Genomic DNA, 17,302 nt, shown 5'->3' on the forward strand with positions numbered 1-17,302 from the left:
CCCCATGCGCAGGGCCTGGCACGGCAGCTGAAACGGCACCCTGCGGACCTGCCGATGGTGCCCGGCTCAGCCCTGTCCCCTGGCCACCTCGCGCAGGCATTCGACCAGCAAGCCCGTGGTCGGCGTCAGCGGCTGGCCGCGCAAGGTGATCAGCCCCACGGGCGGCAGATCGATGGGCACGACCAGATCCAGCATGGCCAGTGTACCCAAGGCAGCATGGCAGCGGGCCACGCCACGCGCCATGAAGGCCACGGCGCCGCGCTGGTGCACAAAGGTCAGCTGCGAGAGAAAGGACGCGGTCTCCACGATGTCGGCCGGCGGATGCAGGCCGTGGGCATAGAACTGCTGCTCCAGCTTCACGCGCAGCGAGGCCCAGGGCGGCGGCAGCACGCAGGGCTGGTCCGCCAGAGCCAGCCAGCTGGCCGCGCCCGGCGCCAGCAGCGCATGACCGGGTCGCACCACGGCCACCATAGGATCGTCGTACAGCGCCTCGGTCTCCAGATCGGGCGCGGCATAGCCGGGCTCCAGCCGCCCCACGAACAGATCCAGCTCGCCCAGGCGCAGCTTGGGCAGCAGGCGTGTCAGATCCCCCTCCTCCACCATCACCGTGGTCTGGTCCGAACGCGCCTTGAGCCGCTCCACGGCACTCGCCAGCAGCACCGGCGTGGCCACCACCATGGCACCCACGCTGGTGCGCCCGCGCGCGCCGCTGGCCTCGGCAGCCATCTCGTCGCGCGTGCGTTCGAAACCGGCCAGCACCGAGCGCGCAAAACGCACCATGCTGACACCGGCTGCCGTGGGCTCGGTGCCGCGCGTGGAGCGCTCGAACAGCGCCATGCCCAGCATGCGCTCGACCTCAGCCAGGGTCTTGGAGACCGCGGGCTGGGTCACGGCCAGAAACTCGGCCGCGCGGCCCAGGTGACGAAACTGGTCCAGCGCCACCAGCAGCTGCAGATGGCGCAGCTTGAGGTTGGAGCGCAGCACACGATCAATCTTGCTCATGGGCTTCATTACTTATTAGTTATGAAGAGAGTCTATCTTTTCATTGGATTGTCATGGAGCAGTTTTGAACAATCGGGGCTAGCAGTTCAAATAACGACAGGAGACACGCGATGATCCCCCCACGCAGCAGCCGGCGCAGCTTTGTGCTCGGCGCCCTCGGCGCAGCCACGCTCGGAAGTTCCACCCGCCTGCTGGCCCAGGCCTGGCCCGAGCGCCCCATCACCTTCATCTGCCCCTGGCCTGCCGGTGGCACGGCCGACCAGTCCATGCGCGCGCTGTGCACCGTGGCCGGCCGCATCCTGGGCCAGGCGATTGCCGTGGAAAACCGCGCCGGAGCCTCCGGCATGATCGGCTCCAAGGCTCTGGCCTCGGCCAAGCCCGACGGCTACACCATCGGCCAGATCCCGATCTCAGTCACGCGCTTTTCCCAGCTGGGCACGCTGCAGGCCGATCCGCGCAAGGACTACACCTATATCGCGCGCACCTCGGGCCAGACCTTCGGTATCGCCGTACCGGCCAACTCGCGCTTCAAGAACTTGCAGGACTTCGTCGCCGCCGCCAAGGCCAAGCCCGGCAGCATTACCTACGCCCACGCCGGCGTGGGCGGCGCCACCCATGTGGGCATGGAAGAATTTGCGGCTGCAGCCGGCATCCAGCTCAGCCATGTTCCCTACAAGGGCGGCGCCGAAGCGCTGCAGGGCGTGCTGGGCGGCCATGTGGATGCACTGGCTGACTCCAGCTCCTGGGCCCCGCATGTCGAAGCCGGCAAGCTGCGCCTGCTGGCCACCTGGGGCGAGCAGCGCACACCACGCTTCAAGGACGTGCCCACGCTCAAGGACCTGGGCTACAACGTGGTCGTCGATGCGCCCAACGGCATCGGCGCGCCCAAGGGCCTGCCGCCCGCCGTCGAAGCCAAGCTGCGCGATGCCTTCCGCCAGGCCGTGGCCAGCCCCGAGTTCAAGTCCGTGGCCGACCGGCTGGATGCCCCACTGCTCTACCTGGACGGCCCTGACTACGCCAAGTATGTGAACACGATCTACCAGAAGGAAACCGTGCTCATCGACAAACTCAAACTGCGCGACCTGATGCGCTGACGCGCCGCGCCCCCACCGCCTCAAGCCCGCCATCCCCGGACTCCAAGATGCTCTCCTCCTCTTCTTCCCTGCTGCACCTGCACCCCAACGACAACGTGCTGGTGGCCAAGACCGCCCTGGCCCTGGGCCAGGACATTCCCGAGCTGGGAGTGCGAACGCGCGCCCAGGTGCCGGCCGGCCACAAGATCGCGGCACGCCGCATCGCCGAGGGCGAGCAGGTCAAGAAGTACGACACGGTGATCGGCGTCGCCACACGCGACCTGGAGCCTGGCGACTATGTGCACAGCCACAACCTCAAGCTGGTGGACTACTACCGCGACCCGTCGTTCGGTGCCGACGTACGGCCCGTGGACTACGTCCCCGAGGAAGAGCGCGCCACTTTCCAGGGGTTTGTGCGAGCGGGCGGCGGCGTGGGCACGCGCAACTTCATCGGCATCCTGTCCTCGGTCAACTGCTCGGCCACAGTGATCAAGCGCATCGCCGCGCACTTCACGCCCGAGCGGCTGGCAGCCTTTCCCAATGTGGATGGCGTGGCCGCCTTTGCCCAGAGCAGCGGCTGCGGCATGTCCTCGCCCAGTGAGCACTTCGACGTGCTGCGCCGTACTCTGGCCGGCTATGCGCGCCACCCCAATCTGGCAGGCGTGCTCATCGTGGGTCTGGGCTGCGAGCGCAACCAGGTCGATGCATTGGTGGATTCGCAAGGCCTCAAGGAAGGTCAGTTGCTGCGCACCCTGGTGATGCAGGAAGTGGGTGGCACGCGCGCCACCATCGAAGCAGGTATTGCCGCCATCGAAGAAATGCTGCCCATCGCCGACCAGGCCCGGCGTAGCACCGTCGCTGCCAGCCACCTCAAGATCGGCCTGGAATGCGGCGGCTCCGACGGCTTTTCGGGCATCACGGCCAACCCAGGCCTGGGCGCAGCCATGGACATCCTGGTGCGCCATGGCGGCACGGCCATTCTGTCCGAGACGCCCGAGATCCACGGCGTGGAGTTCATGCTCACGCGCCGTGCCATCAGCCCCGAAGTCGGCCAGAAGCTGCTGGACCGCCTGGCCTGGTGGGAGCGCTACGCGGCCGGCCAGAACGCCCAGTTCAACGGTGTGGTCGGTCATGGCAACCAGGCCGGCGGCTTGGCCAACATCTTTGAAAAGTCTTTGGGCAGCGCCATGAAGGGCGGCACCACACCGCTGCGCGCCGTCTATGAATACGCCGAGCCCATCACCGAAAACGGCTTCGTCTTCATGGACTCGCCGGGCTACGACCCGGTGGCCTCCACGGGCCAAATCGCCAGTGGCGCACAGCTGATCTGCTTCACCACGGGCCGCGGCTCCATGTTCGGCAGCAAGCCCGCACCCACCATCAAGCTGGCCAGCAACACGCCCATGTACCAGCGCCTGCAGGAAGACATGGACATCAACTGCGGCGTGGTCGTCGACGGGGAGCTGACCGTGCCCGAGCTGGGCCAGCAGATCTTCGAGCAGATCCTGCGCCATGCCAGCGGCGAACAGACCAAGAGCGAAGTCCTGGGACTGGGCGACCATGAATTCGTGCCCTGGCACCTGGGCATAGTGAGCTGAGGAAACGCATCTTCCAGAGCTTTGCGCCCTTATCCGATCTTCACTTTCTGCGATTTTCACCATGAACGCCACGCCACTCAGACTGCAACGCACCGAACTGCAGCGCAGCGCCAACTTCATCGCCGGCGCCTGGACACCCGCCGCCAGCGGCGCCAGCTTTGCCGTGACCGATCCGGCCACGGGCAGCACCATTACCGACGTACCTGATTCAGGTGCAGCCGACGCGCGCGCCGCAGTGGACGCCGCCCAGGCGGCGCTGCCAGCCTGGCGCAAGCTGCCGGCCAAGCAACGCGCCACCATCATCAAGCGCTGGAACGACCTGGTGCTGGCCCATCAGGACGATCTGGGCACGCTGATCTCGCTGGAGCAGGGCAAGCCGCTGGCCGAAGGCAAGGGCGAAGTGGCCTATGCCGCCAGCTACATCGAATGGTTCGGCGAGGCCGCCACGCGCATGAACGGCGAAGTCATTCCCGCGCCCGTGCCGGGCCGGCGCATGTTCGCCCTGCGCGAGCCCGTGGGCGTGGTCGCCGCCATCACGCCCTGGAACTTCCCGGCCGCCATGATCGCGCGCAAGATCGCGCCCGCCCTGGCCGCGGGCTGCACCGTGGTCTGCAAGCCGGCCGAGGACACGCCGCTGACTTCACTGGCCCTGGTGCTGCTGGCGCACGAAGCCGGGGTGCCGGCCGGGGTGCTCAACATCGTCACGGCCTCGCGCGAGCGCACGCCCGAGGTGGTCGATCAATGGCTGGATGACAGCCGCGTGCGCAAGATCACCTTCACCGGCTCCACGCCCGTGGGCAAGCACCTGGCGCGCCGCAGCGCCGACACGCTGAAAAAGCTCTCGCTGGAGCTGGGCGGAAATGCGCCCTTCATCGTCTTCGAGGATGCCGATGTGGCAGCCGCCGTGGACGGCTTCATGGCCGCCAAGTTCCGCAACGGCGGCCAGACCTGCGTCTGCCCCAATCGCGTCTTTGTGCACCGTTCGGTGTACGAGGCCTTTGCCCAGCAGCTCAGCGCCCGCGTGGCAGCCTTGCACGTGGGCCCGGCCAGCGACCCGTCCTCACAGATCGGCCCCATGATCAATGACCGCGCGGTCGAGAAGATCGCCCGACATGTGGAGGACGCAGTGGCCAAGGGCGCCAAGGTACTCACCGGCGGCAAGCGCCTGACGGATCTGGGCCCCACCTACTACGCCCCCACCGTGCTCTCGGGTGCCACTGCCTCCATGGCCTGCGCCTGCGAGGAAACCTTCGGGCCCGTGGCTCCGCTGACCATGTTCGACGACGAGGCCGAGGTCATCGCCGCCGCCAACGACACGCCGTTCGGTCTGGCCGCCTACTTCTACAGCCAGGACATACGCCGCATCTGGCGTGTCGCCGATGCCCTGGAATCGGGCATCGTGGGCGTCAACGAAGGCGCGCTGGCCGCAGAGGCCGCCCCCTTTGGCGGCGTCAAGGAGTCGGGCTACGGCCGCGAAGGCTCCACTCACGGACTCGACGATTACCTGCATATCAAATACGTCTGCCAGGGACAACTGGATTGACGCAACACGGTCGCTAGAACCATTCACAACAGGAGACAAACCATGAGCAAATCCCGATACCTCACCCGCAGGCCCGTGCTGGGCGCGCTGGCAGCACTGGCCCTGACCGGTGCCATGCCACTGGCACAGGCCCAGGGAAACTTCCCGAGCAAGCCCATCACCTTTGTGGTGCCCTATCCTGCGGGCGGCGCCAATGACATGCTGGGGCGGCTGGTCGGCCAGAAGATGGGCGAGGTACTGGGAACCGCCAGCGTGGTGGACAACCGGCCCGGTGCCGGTGCCTTGCTGGGCGCGGGCATCGTGGCGCGCGCGCCGGCCGACGGCTACACGCTGCTTGTCGGCGGCCTGGCCACGCACGCCGCCAGCCCGCATCTGATCAAGACCGAGTACGACCCCGTCAAGGACTTCGAGCCCATCGGCATGATCGGCAGCGCCCCCATCATCGCCATCACCGCCAACGACTCGCCCTACAAATCGCTCAAGGATGTGGTGGAAGCGGCCCGCAAGGACCCGCAGGCCGTGATGTACGGCTCCTCGGGCAACGGCTCGCCGCTGCACCTGGCCGGCGAACTGTTCGTGTCCATTGCCAAGGTCCCCATGACCCACGTGCCCTACAAGGGCGGCAATGCCCACATCGTGGATCTGATCGGCGGGCGCATTCCGGTCATCTTCGATACCGCGACCAACTCCATGCCCCTGCTGCGAGGCGGCAAGGTGCGCGCCCTGGCCGTGGGCTCCACCACCCGTCTGCCCGAGCTGCCCAATGTGCCGACCTTCGCCGAAGCCGGCTACCCGCAGTTCGAGTTCTCGGCCTGGTACGCACTGTTTGCTCCGTCCAAGACCAGCGCCGATGTCAGCGCCAAACTCTCCGGTGCACTGGCCAAGGCCCTCAAGCAGCCAGAAGTGGTCTCCAAGCTGCGCGATCTGGGCGTGACCCCGGGCAGCGGCGACGCCACAGAGCTGCGTGCCTTCGTGCCCCGTGAATACCAGCGCGTGGGCGGTCTCATCAAGACAGCGAAGATCAAGGCCGATTGACATGTCCCAAGCGGCTATGCCGCTTCCCCGCAGCAGATAAGACTCTCACTTTTACTCGCTGCGGGGCGGCACGGGCTGCATGGGCGGCACTGGCTCTTGCCAGGTCCCATCCATCGGCCCGCACCGCAAACAGGAACATTGAAGACAGCACACTGTCATGACAAACCAAGGAAAACCAATGCTTGATGGATTGCTGCGCCCACATGCCGAGGACCCGGACCGCCTGGTGGCGGACCTGCCTTCGCCTTGTGTGCAGGCCCATGCCGCCAATCTGATGGTGCTGGACGACGGCACCCTGGGCTGCGTGTGGTTCGGCGGCTCCATGGAGGGCCGCTCCGACATCTCGGTCTTCATGTCGCGCCTTGCCCCCGGTGCCGCGCAGTGGTCCGAGCCCACCCAGCTCTCCCACGATGCCGAACGCTCGGAACAGAACCCCGTGCTGTTTCCCGCACCGGGCGGCGAACTGTGGCTGCTGCACACGGCCCAGCACTCGGGGCACCAGAACACCTCGGTGGTGCGCCGGTGCCTGTCTCGCGACCAGGGCCTGAGCTGGGAGCCCACCGAGACGCTGGCCGATGCGCCAGCCGGCACCTTCGTGCGCCAACCCATCCATGTACATACGGACGGCAGCTGGCTGCTGCCGGTCTTCCACTGCCGCGCCCAGCCGGACCAGGCCTGGGACGGCAGCCTCGACGACAGCGGCGTGCTGCGCTCGGCAGATCAGGGACGCAGCTGGCAGCGCATTGCCGTGCCCGGCAGCCTGGGCTGCGTTCACATGAACATCGTGCAGGCTTCGGACGGCGGCCTGCTGGCGTTCTTTCGCAGTCGCTGGGCCGACCATGTCTACCGCAGCCGCAGCGACGACGGCGGCCTGAGCTGGCAGGAGCCCCAGGCCACGGAGCTGCCGAACAACAACTCATCCATCCAGGCCCTGCGCCTGGCCGACGGGCGTCTGGCCATGATCTTCAACGCCAGCAGCGCCGCCGATGCCACGGAGCGGCGCGAGTCGCTGTATGACGAGCTGGGCGACAGCTCGGCAACACCAGCCAAGGCTGCAGCCGGCGAGCGCCGAGCGTTCTGGGGCGCTCCGCGTGCGCCCATGACGCTGGCCCTGTCGGCCGACGACGGTCTGAGCTGGCCCTGGCAGCGCAACCTCGAGGTGGGCGACGGCTGGTGCATGAGCAATGATTCCGAGCGCGGCCGCAACCGCGAATACTCCTACCCATCCATCCGCCAGGGCGCCGACGGCGCGCTGCATCTGGCCTATACCGTGTTCCGCCAGCATATCCGCCATGTGCGCGTGCAGCCGGACTGGGTGAACGAACAAGCATGACCACAACCTCCACTCCATTCAATGTTCTCGTCACCGCCGAGCACTGGGCGCCCGAAGCCCAGGCCGTGGTGCAGCAAGCCGGCGGACAGATCCATTTCATGGCCGAGCCCATCACTGAGCAAAGCCTGGCCCAGCGGCTGGCGCAGACCGGCGCCCAGGCCCTGGTGCTGCGCGGCTCCAAGCCTGTGAGCGCCGCCGTGCTGCGAGCAGCCCCCGCCTTGCGCATCGTGGCCAAGAACGGAGCCGGCGTGGACAGCGTGGACATGGAAGCTGCGCGCGCCCAAGGCGTGGCCGTGGCCGTGGCACAGGCCGCCAATGCCCCTGCTGTTGCCGAGCATTCACTGGCACTGATGCTGGCGCTGGTGCGCCAGTTGCCTCAGCTGGACCAGCAGGTGCGCGCCGGCGGCTGGGCCGGCAGCAACTGGCAGGGCCGCGACTTCCGCGGCTCCACGGTGGGTATCGTCGGCTATGGCGCCATAGGCCGCGCCACCGCTCAGCTGGCTGCGGCCCTGGGCGCCAAGGTACTGGTGCTGCGCCCCGCGGGCCAGGCTGACGACTTTGACTGCGAGCCCGATCTGCGCCAGTTGCTGCCCCGCGTGGACATACTGAGCCTGCATTGCCCGCTGACCGAGCAGACACGCGGCCTGATAGGCGCGAAGGAACTGGCGCTGCTGCGCCCGGGCAGCCTGCTGATCAACACAGCACGAGGCCCCGTGGTTGACGAGGCCGCGCTGCTGGCAGCACTGGAAAGCGGCCACCTGGGCGGCGCCGGACTCGACACCTTCGACATCGAGCCGCTGCCCCAGGGCCATCCGCTGGCCCGGCTGCCGCAGGTGCTGCTGACGCCGCATGTGGCCGGCGTGACGCGCCAGGCAGCGCTGCGCGTGGCGACGCTAACCGCCGCCAATATCGTCGACCACCTGGCTGGCAGGCCGCTGCCCGCCGGCCACCTGCTGTGAACCAGTGCCTCCTGCATCGCCGTGGCCCCATGCCACGCCATGAGTAGTCAAACCGAGAAAAGCATGCCTGCATACAACCCGTTCAAGACCGCCCTCTCCGCCCGCCAGCCCCAGATCGGACTATGGCTGTCCATGGCCGACCCCTATCTGGCCGAAGCCGCCGCCACCACGGGCTATGACTGGCTGCTGATCGACGGCGAGCATGCTCCCAACGATCTGCGCAGCACCCTGGGTGCCCTGCAGGCAGCAGCCCCGCACCCGGCCCAGCCCGTGGTGCGCGTGCTGGAAGGCAGCACGGCCCTGATCAAGCAGATGCTGGACATAGGCGTCAAGACGCTGCTCGTGCCCATGGTCGATACAGCAGACCAGGCCCGGGCCATCGTGGCAGCCACGCAATACCCGCCCCTGGGCGTGCGCGGCGTCGGCAGTGCCGTGGGACGCGCCTCTCAATGGAGCAGCCGCGCCGACTATCTGAATGTGGCCGACGACGAGGTCTGCCTGCTGGTGCAGGCCGAGACCACCACAGCCCTGCAAAATCTCGAAGCCATCTGCGCCGTGGATGGCGTACACGGCGTCTTCATAGGCCCGGCCGATCTGGCGGCCTCCATGGGCCACCGCGGCAACCCCGGCCACCCTGAAGTGCAAGCCGCCATCGAGGCAGCAATGCGGACCATCATCGCCAGCGGCAAGGCGGCAGGTACGCTGACCTCGGACCCCGCGCTGGCACAGCGTTACCTGGATCTGGGCTGCAGCTTTGTGGCCGTGGGCGTGGACGTGCTGATGTTCGTGAACGCCGCGCGCAAGCTGCGCAGCCAGTTTGCCGGCGCAACCGTCGCCGCTCCGGCTCGGCCAGGTGCGGCCTACTAAAGCCAGGTGGCAGGCGCAACAGCCTCGGCCGGGCTCGTACTGGCCTGCAGGCTGCTTTGTCGTCACGCATCAAGTTCGCCAGATGTGAGGCTGCAAAGCTCCACATCCCGGCTGATGCACCTCATGCTCCTGCCCGCCGCGGCAAGTTCATGCGGCTATGTCACCGTAGGCCGTCTGCACCGGGCAGGCTGCGTTGGCAGCCAGCCAATGCTCGAACTCCTGCGGTGCCAGAGGCCTGGCGAACAGATAGCCCTGTGCCACCGGATAGCCCTGCTCGCACAGCATCACGCTCTGCGTCGGCGTCTCCACGCCTTCGGCCACCACGGTCAGGTGCAGGCTCTTGCCGATGCCCAGGATGGCACTGCTCAGTGCCCGGGCCGCTTCGTCGTGCTCAAGATCGGCCACAAAGCTGCGGTCGAGCTTGAGTTCGCTGACCGGCAGTCGGCGCAGATAGCTGAGGCTGGAATAGCCGGTGCCGAAATCGTCCATGGACAGACGCACGCCATGTGCATGCACCTCGTTGATGGTCTTCATGGTGCTGGGATTGGTGTCCAGCAGAATACTTTCCGTCAGCTCCAAGGTCAGGTCCTGCGGCACCAGATCGTTGCGGTCCAACGTGTCGGCGATCATCCGCGGCAGGTCCAGGTTGTGAAAACTCGATGGCGACAGATTGACCGACACCGCAGGGACTTCCAGCCCCTTGGCACGCCACTGCGACAGCTGGCGACAGGCCTCCTCCAGCGCCCAGCTTCCCAGCTCGGCAATCAGCCCGCATTCTTCGGCCAGCGGGATAAAGCGGGCAGGCGAAATTTCGCCCAGTTCGGCATGGCTCCAGCGCGCAAGGGCCTCCACGCCATACAAACGGCCGGTGGCCATCTCGATCTGGGGCTGATAGTGCAGGCGCAGGCCACCGCTTTTGAGTGCCTTGCGCAGTGCGGTCTCCAAGGCCAGTCGCTCCTGGGCCAGACGGTTCATCTCGCTGCTGAAGAAGCAGAAACGGCCCCGCCCCTTGCTCTTGGCCTGGTACATGGCCATGTCGGCCCTGTGCACCAGGGTCTCCATATCCCGGCCATCCGAGGGGAACATAGCAATGCCGACGCTGGCGGAAATGGCCAGCGAGGTGTCTGCAATGTTCAGGGGCTCGGCAAGCAGCTCCTGCAGGCGTTCGATGGTATTGGCCACATATTCCGCATCACAGTGCGGCAGTACCGCCACGAATTCGTCGCCCGACAGGCGCCCGGCAATATCGGAGCTGCGCAGCACGCGCTGCAGTCGCGCCGCGACACTGCGCAGCAGTTCATCTCCCACAGGATGGCCCAGAGAGTCATTGACCTGCTTGAAGCGGTCCAGGTCGATGAACAGCACGGCAAGCTGTGCATCGTGGACAGCGGCCGACGCAATCGCCTGATCGGCCTTGGCCTGCAGCAGGCTGCGGTTGGGCAATCCGGTCAGGCCGTCGTAGAAAGCCAGCTGGCGGATGCGTGCGCGCGACAGTTCGCGCTCCAGCGCCAGGGCACAAAGGTGGATGCAGGCGTCCACCAGCTGCTGGTGAAACGCCGAGGCGCCGCCCGTCAGCGGCTCCCGGTAATAGAACGCGAAAGTGCCTATCGGCTTGCCCTCGCTGTTGCAGATAGGCGTGGACCAGCAGGCCTGGAACCCCAGCGGCAGGATCAGGTGCCTGAAATCAGCCCACAGCGGATCCTGCGCGATATCGTCCACCTGCACCGGCGCATTGCGCCATGCCGCGGTTCCGCAGGAGCCCACGTTCGGGCCTATGGCCAGTCCGTCGAGCAGCGCCGAATAAGACTGGGGCAGGCTTGGCCCGGCCAGCGGATGAAGCAGACCCTGGGCATCGACTTCGAGAATCGATGCCGTTACCTCGGGCGCGATTCTCTCGACTTCCAGGCACACCATCTCCAGCACTTCCACCAGTGGCCGCTCACGCGCCATGGCTTCCAGCACGCGATGCTGCAAGGCCTCGTGCATCTTGGAGCGGGTGATGTCGGTCAGCATGGACACCGTGTATTGCCAGTGTCCGTCGGCGTCGAGGATGGGGTTGCTGATGACCTTGGCCCAGTAGCGCTGGCCGTGCTTGCCGACCACGATTTCCTCGCGCCCTACGGGCTGGCCGGCGCGCAAATCCGAACGGTAACGATCCACGAAAGTCTCGGACACCTGAGGCGCCAGCAGGGCAATCGGCGTGCGTCCCGCAACCTCCTCGGTGCGCCAGCCGAACATGCGCGTGAAGCCGCCGTTGACATGCACGATGCGCGAGGCTCCGTCGCTGATGACGACTGCCGTATCGGAAGCATCGGCCACCAGGGACAGGCGACGCAGATGCTCCTGCTGCGCCTGCTCCCGGGCACGCCGCTGGGTGACGTCGGTGGCGATCTTCAGGATATGCGTCACCTGCCTCCGGGCATCCATCACCGGTGAATAGGTCGCCTCCAGCCAGCAACTGCTGCCATCGCTGCGCAATCGCTCCACCACGCCGGAATAGGCATTGCCCGCGCACAGATGGGCCCAGATTTCCCGATATCTGGCACTGCCGGCCAGATGCGCAGAGCAAAAGCTGCGGTGCGCACGCCCCAGAGACTGCTCGCGCGTCAGGCCCATGAGCTGCAGATAGTTGTCGTTGGCGCGGCAAAGCACCCCATCCAGGTCGAACTCGGCCATGGCCATGACCCGATCCAAAGCCTGCAACCGGGCCAGCTGCAGCTCCGGAGGCATCGCGCCAATATCTCCCTCACGCATCATTATTCCTTTGCATGCTCACATCCCGGGCCGGCTCGAATCCGGGATGGAAAGTCATGCTTTTGTATGAATGCCAGCAATAATAATGACGAATACGAGATTCAATATTCGTGATTCAAGCCGAATGATCAAAAAAACCGGGATCGGCAATAGTCCCTGACCAGCAGCTCAACGCCGCCACCTACCGCCAAACTGGTTGACCACCATGCCCAGCAGAACGCCCAGCGTACCCAGCCATTGCAGGCCGTTGGGCGACTCTCCCAGCAGCAGCATGGCCGACAGCAAACCGATCACCGGCACCAGCAGCGACAAGGGGGCCACGGTGCTGGCGGCGTAGCGCTGCAGCAGCCGGGTCCACAGGCCATAGCCCAGCAAGGTGGACAGAAAGGCCAGATAGGCGATCACCCCCAGCTCGCTCCAGCCTATGGAGCCCAGCTGCGAAGCAACCGACTCCGTGCCATCTACCCAGACCGACAGCGCCAGCAGCGGCAGCATGGGGAAGACGCTGGTCCAGACGATGAAGGACACAGGCTCATAAGAGCCTTGCCGGGCCGCCACGCGCGTCAGCAGATTCGAGCCCGCCCACATGGCGGCGGCGCCCACGGTCAGCACAAAGCCGACCAGGGTCATATCCGATGCCCCCTCACCATGGGCGGCGCCGATCAGCAGCAGCCCTGCGAGAGCGATGAGCAAGCCCAGCCATTGCCAGCGCTGCGGCTTTTCCTGCAGGAACGCAGCCGCCAGCAGCATGGTGATGAAGGCCTGGGTCTGCAGCACCACGGATGCCATGCCCGCAGGCATGCCCAGCTTCATGCCGGTGAACAGCAGGCCGAACTGCCCTACCCCCTGCACCAGCCCATAGGCGGCCAGCAAGCCCCAGGAAAGATTCTTGGGCGGGCGCACGAACAGCAGAAACGGCAGCGATGCCGCGGCAAAGCGCAGCGCGCACAGCAGCAGGGGCGAGAGCTTGGCCAGCCCCCACTTCATGACCACGAAATTAAGACCCCAGACCACGATGACGATGATGGCGCTGAGCCAGTCCGGACGGCTCATGCCGGAGGTGGGCGAGGATGCAGAACTCATGACACTGACGACTATTGTTGGATTTTCCCGATCAAGCCCCCTAGTATGACTTGCCATCCGTCAAGAAGCCGACGAAGAGGGCAAATCGGACAAGGGGGCCGGCCGCCAGCCGCAGGCAATGGCGTTACTTGAGCAGATAGCGATCCATCTTGATCGGCAGCATGAGCAAGGCCTTGAAGGCATACAGCACGATCAGGGTTCCGCTGAAGTCGCCCACAATCATCACCAGAAGCTGGTCCAGTTGGAAGCCATCCCCTCTGACGGCGGACCAGGCCTGGTGCAGCAAGGCATTGCTCAGCCCGTAGATCACACTGAGCCACAGCAGGCGCTGCGGCGTGAGATGGCTGAGGGAGCGGCCGAGCCCCATCCATTTGCGGGCCGCGCAATAGGTGCCATAAGGGGCAAGCGTGGCCATGATGCCGCCCGCAAAAGCGCGCAAGCCGTCATCCGGGAAGAAGTAAAAGTTGCAGACCAGCCATGACACGAGAAAAAGCCCGACCACGCCCGCTTCCGCAAAAAGCAGGGTACAAAGTAAACGCGCACCTGCAGGCAGGTAAATCCAGTTGACGCCTCTGACAAACTCCAGTTCGGAGAAAATCCACTGATTCAAGGCCAGCATCGCCAAGAACAGCAAAGCCGTGATTACCGCCACCGAAAATTGCGTCCAAATGTTCTTCATGCGCTGCTGCCGACCCTGTTCACTGTCTGCGCAGTATTATGAGTGCCGTTTATTCGCTCTTCATTAGCGGCACGTCGTCTGTTTTTGCCTTCTCATGTCAAAGTCCCTGTCTGCCGATATCTATTTACGCTTTCTGCACCTGGCAGCGACCATCCGCAACCTGCCGATGCTGCCCGCACTGGACCCGCTGGAAGAGCGCCTGCTGGAGCAGATTGCCAATGCCGGCACGCGCCAGGAGCGTCTTTGCGTCCGGGACCTGATGGCCCAGCGTGAACTGGGATCTCCAGCCACGATTCACACCCGCCTGAAGTCCATGCGCCAAAAAGGCTGGATTCTGCTGGCCGATACCGAAGATGCCAGACGCAAGCAGATCGAGCTCAGTGCCGATGCGCACAAGCATTTCGAGAAGCTCTCGCACTGCATTGTTCAGGCCGCCGCCGAGAGCTGATACAGACACAAAAAAAGCAGCCACCGGCTGCTTTTTTCATGGAGCGATTTGCGGCGATCAGCTGCCCGCCACCTTCATGCGATTGACAAGAATGGAGCCCACGGTCTTGGCGCCGTAGTTGTAGGCATCGGCTCCGATGGCCTCGATGCCCTTGAACATGTCCTTCATATTGCCGGCAATCGTGATTTCGTCCACGGGGAAGGCGATCTCGCCGTTCTCCACCCAGAAACCGCTGGCGCCGCGCGAATAGTCGCCGGTCACATAGTTCACACCCTGGCCCATCAGCTCGACCACGAACAGACCCGTGCCCAGCTTCTTGAGCATGGCGTCCAGATCGTCGCCCGCCTTGGTGCGGCGCGAAGTCATGACCAGATTGTGCGAACCGCCGGCATTGCCCGTGGTCTTCATGCCCAGCTTGCGCGCCGAGTAGCTGGACAGGAAATAGCCTTCCACGCGGCCAGCATCCACCACCTTGCGGGCCTGCACGCGCACTCCTTCCTCGTCGAACGGCGAGCTGCCCTTGCCGCCTAGGACGAAGGGGTCTTCCTCGATATCGATGTGCTTGGGGAAGATGGGCTTGCCCATGGAGTCCAGCAGGAACGTGCTTTTGCGATACAGCGCGCTGCCGCTGACGGCCTGCACAAAGCTGCCCAGCAGGCCGGCGGCCAGGGGCGACTCGAACAGCACCGGGCATTCGATGGTCGGAATCTTGCGGCTGCCCAGACGGCTCAGTGTGCGCTCCGCGGCATAGCGGCCCACGGCCTCGGGCGAGGCCAGATCGGCCGCATTGCGCATGGAGCTGTACCAGTAGTCGCGCTGCATCTCGCCATTCTTGCCGGGCAGCTTGGCGATGGGCGCCACCGACATGCTGTGGCGCGAGCTGGCGTAGCCGCCGCGAAAACCGTTGGTATGGGCCGTGAAGAAATGGCTTTGCTGGGCCGAGACGCCCGCACCCTCGCTGTTGCTCACACGGCGGTGGGTCTTGAAGGCGGCCTCCTCGCAGCGCAGCGCCATCTCGGCGGCCTGCTCGCTGGTAATGTCCCAGGGGTGGAAAAGCTCCAGATCACGATGCGTGCCGGGCAGCGCGATATCGGCGCTGTCGGGCAGGCGGGCAAACGGGTCTTCGGCCGTGAAGCGCGCGATGTCGTAGGCGGCCTGCACGGTCTGCTTGATGGCGGCCTCGGAGAAGTCCGAGGTGCTGGCATTGCCACGGCGCTGGCCCAGATAGACGGTCACGCCCAGCGACTTGTCGCGGTTGCGCTCCACGGTCTCCAGCTGGCCCTTGCGCACGCTGACCGACAGGCCGCAGCCTTCGGAAGCCTCGGAGCCTGCGTCCGTCGCACCCAGCTTCTTGGCGTGGCTCAGAGCCTGGTCCACCAGGCCTTCAAAAAAGGCTTGGCTGAAGCTGAAACCGGCTTGCGGTGCGGATTGGGCCTGTGCACTGGAAGTGCTTGTATTGCTGGAGCGAGGTTTTTTCATAGCGGCGGATATGATAGCCGCCACTGCGGCGCCCTCTGCGCTGCCACCGATATTGCCCCCTTACCATGTCACGCAAACCCACCAAAGGCTATTTTGTTCGCGGAAAGTTCGTTGCCGAAGGCAGCGAGTTGGACCTTGAACTGAAGGCCGAACTCAAAGGCACTTACGACTCCACCAAGACCGACCTCAAGCGCGAAAGTGATGCGCTGCAGGATCTGGGCAAGGAGCTGATGACGCTGCGCAGCGACCTCTTCAAGCGCCTGCAGCTGTCCGACCAGCTGATCGACGCGCTGGCCGAGGCCAAGCGCATCACCAACTTCGAAGGCAAGCGCCGCCAGCTCCAGTATGTGGGCAAGCTCATGCGCAAGCTGACGCCTGAACAGGTCGCCGCCGTCAAGCAGGCACTGGACGAGCAGCGCAATGGCTCGGCCAGCGAAAAAATGTCGCTGCAGGTAGCCGAGCAATGGCGCGACCGCCTCATCGTCGAGGAAGCGGCCCTGTCCATCTGGCTGGAGCATTTCCCCGGCTCCGACGTGCAACAGCTGCGCTCGCTGATCCGCCAGTCGCGCAAGGACATCGAGAAAGCCAAGGAACAAGCCGCCGCAGCGGCCGCTGCCGCCGGCCCCGATGCCGAGCCCAAGGAAGTCAGCAAGGGCCGCGCCTACCGCGACCTGTTCCAGCTGGTGCGCGAGCAGTTGGCCAGCGCCGGCAAGGCCGATGCGGCTGCCCAGGACGACGGCGATGAGTGATGCGCCCGTATATCTTCACGATGCCGTGAAGATCGGCATTGTCTCCATCAGCGACCGCGCCAGCAGCGGCGTCTATGAAGACAAGGGCCTGCCCGCGCTGCAGGAATGGCTGAGCCGCGCGCTCAAGAACCCCATCCAGTTCGAGCCGCGCCTGATTCCCGACGAGCAGGCCGGCATCAGCGCGGCCCTGATCGAGCTGGTCGATGCGGGCTGCAGCCTGGTGCTGACCACCGGCGGCACCGGCCCCGCGCCGCGCGATGTGACGCCCGAGGCCACCCTGGCCGTGGCCCACAAGGAAATGCCGGGCTTTGGCGAGCAGATGCGCCAGATCAGCCTGGCCTTTGTGCCCACCGCCATCCTCTCGCGCCAGGTGGCGGTGATACGCGGCAGCAGCCTGATCATCAATCTGCCGGGCCAGCCCAAGGCAATTGCCGAGACGCTGGAAGGACTCAAGGACGCCGACGGAAAATCCAAGGTCAACGGCATTTTTGCTGCCGTGCCCTACTGCATCGACCTGATCGGCGGCCCCTATCTCGAGACCCATGACGAGATCTGCAAGGCCTTTCGCCCCAAGACCGCGATTCGCGCTCCCCGCACGGCCTAGCCTGAAGCGCCGGGTGCAAACCCTGCCAAAGCATCTACCAAAGCAGCCTGCGGGCTGCTTTTTTCATGGCCCTGGCGCAGCATCTGTGCCACCAGT

The 17,302-nt window shown here is 65.4% G+C and carries 15 protein-coding genes; 10 read left to right on the forward strand and 5 right to left on the reverse strand.

Annotated elements, in window-relative coordinates; all coding sequences use genetic code 11:
* Positions 1-66 precede the first annotated feature (66 nt).
* Positions 67-1,002, reverse strand: a complete 936-nt coding sequence (locus tag F3J24_RS17005; protein ID WP_167008839.1) for a LysR substrate-binding domain-containing protein — start codon at positions 1,000-1,002, stop codon at positions 67-69.
* A gap of 110 nt (positions 1,003-1,112) precedes the next feature.
* Here F3J24_RS17005 and F3J24_RS17010 point away from each other — a divergent pair, with 110 nt between their 5' ends.
* The 7 genes from F3J24_RS17010 to hpaI all read left to right on the forward strand — a co-directional run bounded on the left by F3J24_RS17010 (position 1,113) and on the right by hpaI (position 9,410).
* Positions 1,113-2,096, forward strand: coding sequence for a tripartite tricarboxylate transporter substrate binding protein (locus F3J24_RS17010; protein ID WP_167008842.1), 984 nt, complete (start codon positions 1,113-1,115; stop codon positions 2,094-2,096).
* 47 nt (positions 2,097-2,143) lie between these two features.
* Positions 2,144-3,673 carry a UxaA family hydrolase gene (locus tag F3J24_RS17015; protein WP_167008845.1) on the forward strand — a complete coding sequence of 510 codons (1,530 nt, stop codon included), beginning with the start codon at positions 2,144-2,146 and terminating at the stop codon, positions 3,671-3,673.
* A gap of 61 nt (positions 3,674-3,734) precedes the next feature.
* Positions 3,735-5,216 (forward strand): NAD-dependent succinate-semialdehyde dehydrogenase, encoded by a 1,482-nt coding sequence (locus F3J24_RS17020; RefSeq protein ID WP_167008848.1) that lies wholly within the window; start codon positions 3,735-3,737, stop codon positions 5,214-5,216.
* Between the two features lie 42 nt (positions 5,217-5,258).
* The gene (locus F3J24_RS17025) at positions 5,259-6,251 is read left to right on the forward strand and encodes a tripartite tricarboxylate transporter substrate binding protein (RefSeq protein WP_167008851.1); all 993 of its coding nucleotides are present in this window, start codon (positions 5,259-5,261) and stop codon (positions 6,249-6,251) included.
* A gap of 178 nt (positions 6,252-6,429) precedes the next feature.
* Positions 6,430-7,584 carry an exo-alpha-sialidase gene (locus tag F3J24_RS17030; RefSeq protein WP_167008854.1) on the forward strand — a complete coding sequence of 385 codons (1,155 nt, stop codon included), beginning with the start codon at positions 6,430-6,432 and terminating at the stop codon, positions 7,582-7,584.
* Positions 7,581-8,543 carry a D-isomer specific 2-hydroxyacid dehydrogenase family protein gene (locus F3J24_RS17035; RefSeq protein ID WP_167008857.1) on the forward strand — a complete coding sequence of 321 codons (963 nt, stop codon included), beginning with the start codon at positions 7,581-7,583 and terminating at the stop codon, positions 8,541-8,543. Before F3J24_RS17030 ends, F3J24_RS17035 begins: the two co-directional genes overlap by 4 nt.
* A 63-nt stretch (positions 8,544-8,606) precedes the next feature.
* Positions 8,607-9,410 carry a 4-hydroxy-2-oxoheptanedioate aldolase gene (gene hpaI, locus F3J24_RS17040; RefSeq protein WP_167009388.1) on the forward strand — a complete coding sequence of 268 codons (804 nt, stop codon included), beginning with the start codon at positions 8,607-8,609 and terminating at the stop codon, positions 9,408-9,410.
* Between the two features lie 147 nt (positions 9,411-9,557).
* Here hpaI and F3J24_RS17045 read toward each other — a convergent pair whose 3' ends face one another.
* The 3 genes from F3J24_RS17045 to F3J24_RS17055 all read right to left on the reverse strand — a co-directional run bounded on the left by F3J24_RS17045 (position 9,558) and on the right by F3J24_RS17055 (position 13,926).
* A complete protein-coding gene (locus F3J24_RS17045; RefSeq protein WP_167008860.1) occupies positions 9,558-12,164 on the reverse strand; it encodes a GGDEF and EAL domain-containing protein in 2,607 nt (868 codons plus the stop codon).
* 168 nt (positions 12,165-12,332) lie between these two features.
* Positions 12,333-13,247: an EamA family transporter gene (locus F3J24_RS17050; RefSeq protein ID WP_167008863.1), complete on the reverse strand. Its 915-nt coding sequence runs from the start codon at positions 13,245-13,247 to the stop codon at positions 12,333-12,335.
* Between the two features lie 124 nt (positions 13,248-13,371).
* A complete protein-coding gene (locus F3J24_RS17055) occupies positions 13,372-13,926 on the reverse strand; it encodes a hypothetical protein (protein ID WP_167008866.1) in 555 nt (184 codons plus the stop codon).
* A gap of 94 nt (positions 13,927-14,020) precedes the next feature.
* On the opposite strand from F3J24_RS17055, the gene F3J24_RS17060 reads away from it, so the two are divergent.
* Positions 14,021-14,374: a hypothetical protein gene (locus tag F3J24_RS17060; protein ID WP_043004784.1), complete on the forward strand. Its 354-nt coding sequence runs from the start codon at positions 14,021-14,023 to the stop codon at positions 14,372-14,374.
* 57 nt (positions 14,375-14,431) lie between these two features.
* Here the strand turns inward: F3J24_RS17060 and pmbA are convergent, their stop codons facing one another.
* A complete protein-coding gene (gene pmbA / locus F3J24_RS17065; protein WP_043004783.1) occupies positions 14,432-15,853 on the reverse strand; it encodes a metalloprotease PmbA in 1,422 nt (473 codons plus the stop codon).
* Positions 15,854-15,918: 65 nt separating this feature from the next.
* On the opposite strand from pmbA, the gene yjgA reads away from it, so the two are divergent.
* Entirely contained in the window at positions 15,919-16,602 is a 684-nt protein-coding gene (gene yjgA, locus F3J24_RS17070; RefSeq protein WP_167008869.1) for a ribosome biogenesis factor YjgA, read from the forward strand.
* A complete protein-coding gene (gene mog / locus F3J24_RS17075) occupies positions 16,595-17,206 on the forward strand; it encodes a molybdopterin adenylyltransferase (protein ID WP_167008872.1) in 612 nt (203 codons plus the stop codon). Before yjgA ends, mog begins: the two co-directional genes overlap by 8 nt.
* The last annotated feature ends 96 nt before the right edge of the window (positions 17,207-17,302 follow it).

It is taken from the genome of Comamonas sp. Tr-654 (genome assembly GCF_011752915.1).
Taxonomy (GTDB): domain Bacteria; phylum Pseudomonadota; class Gammaproteobacteria; order Burkholderiales; family Burkholderiaceae_C; genus Comamonas.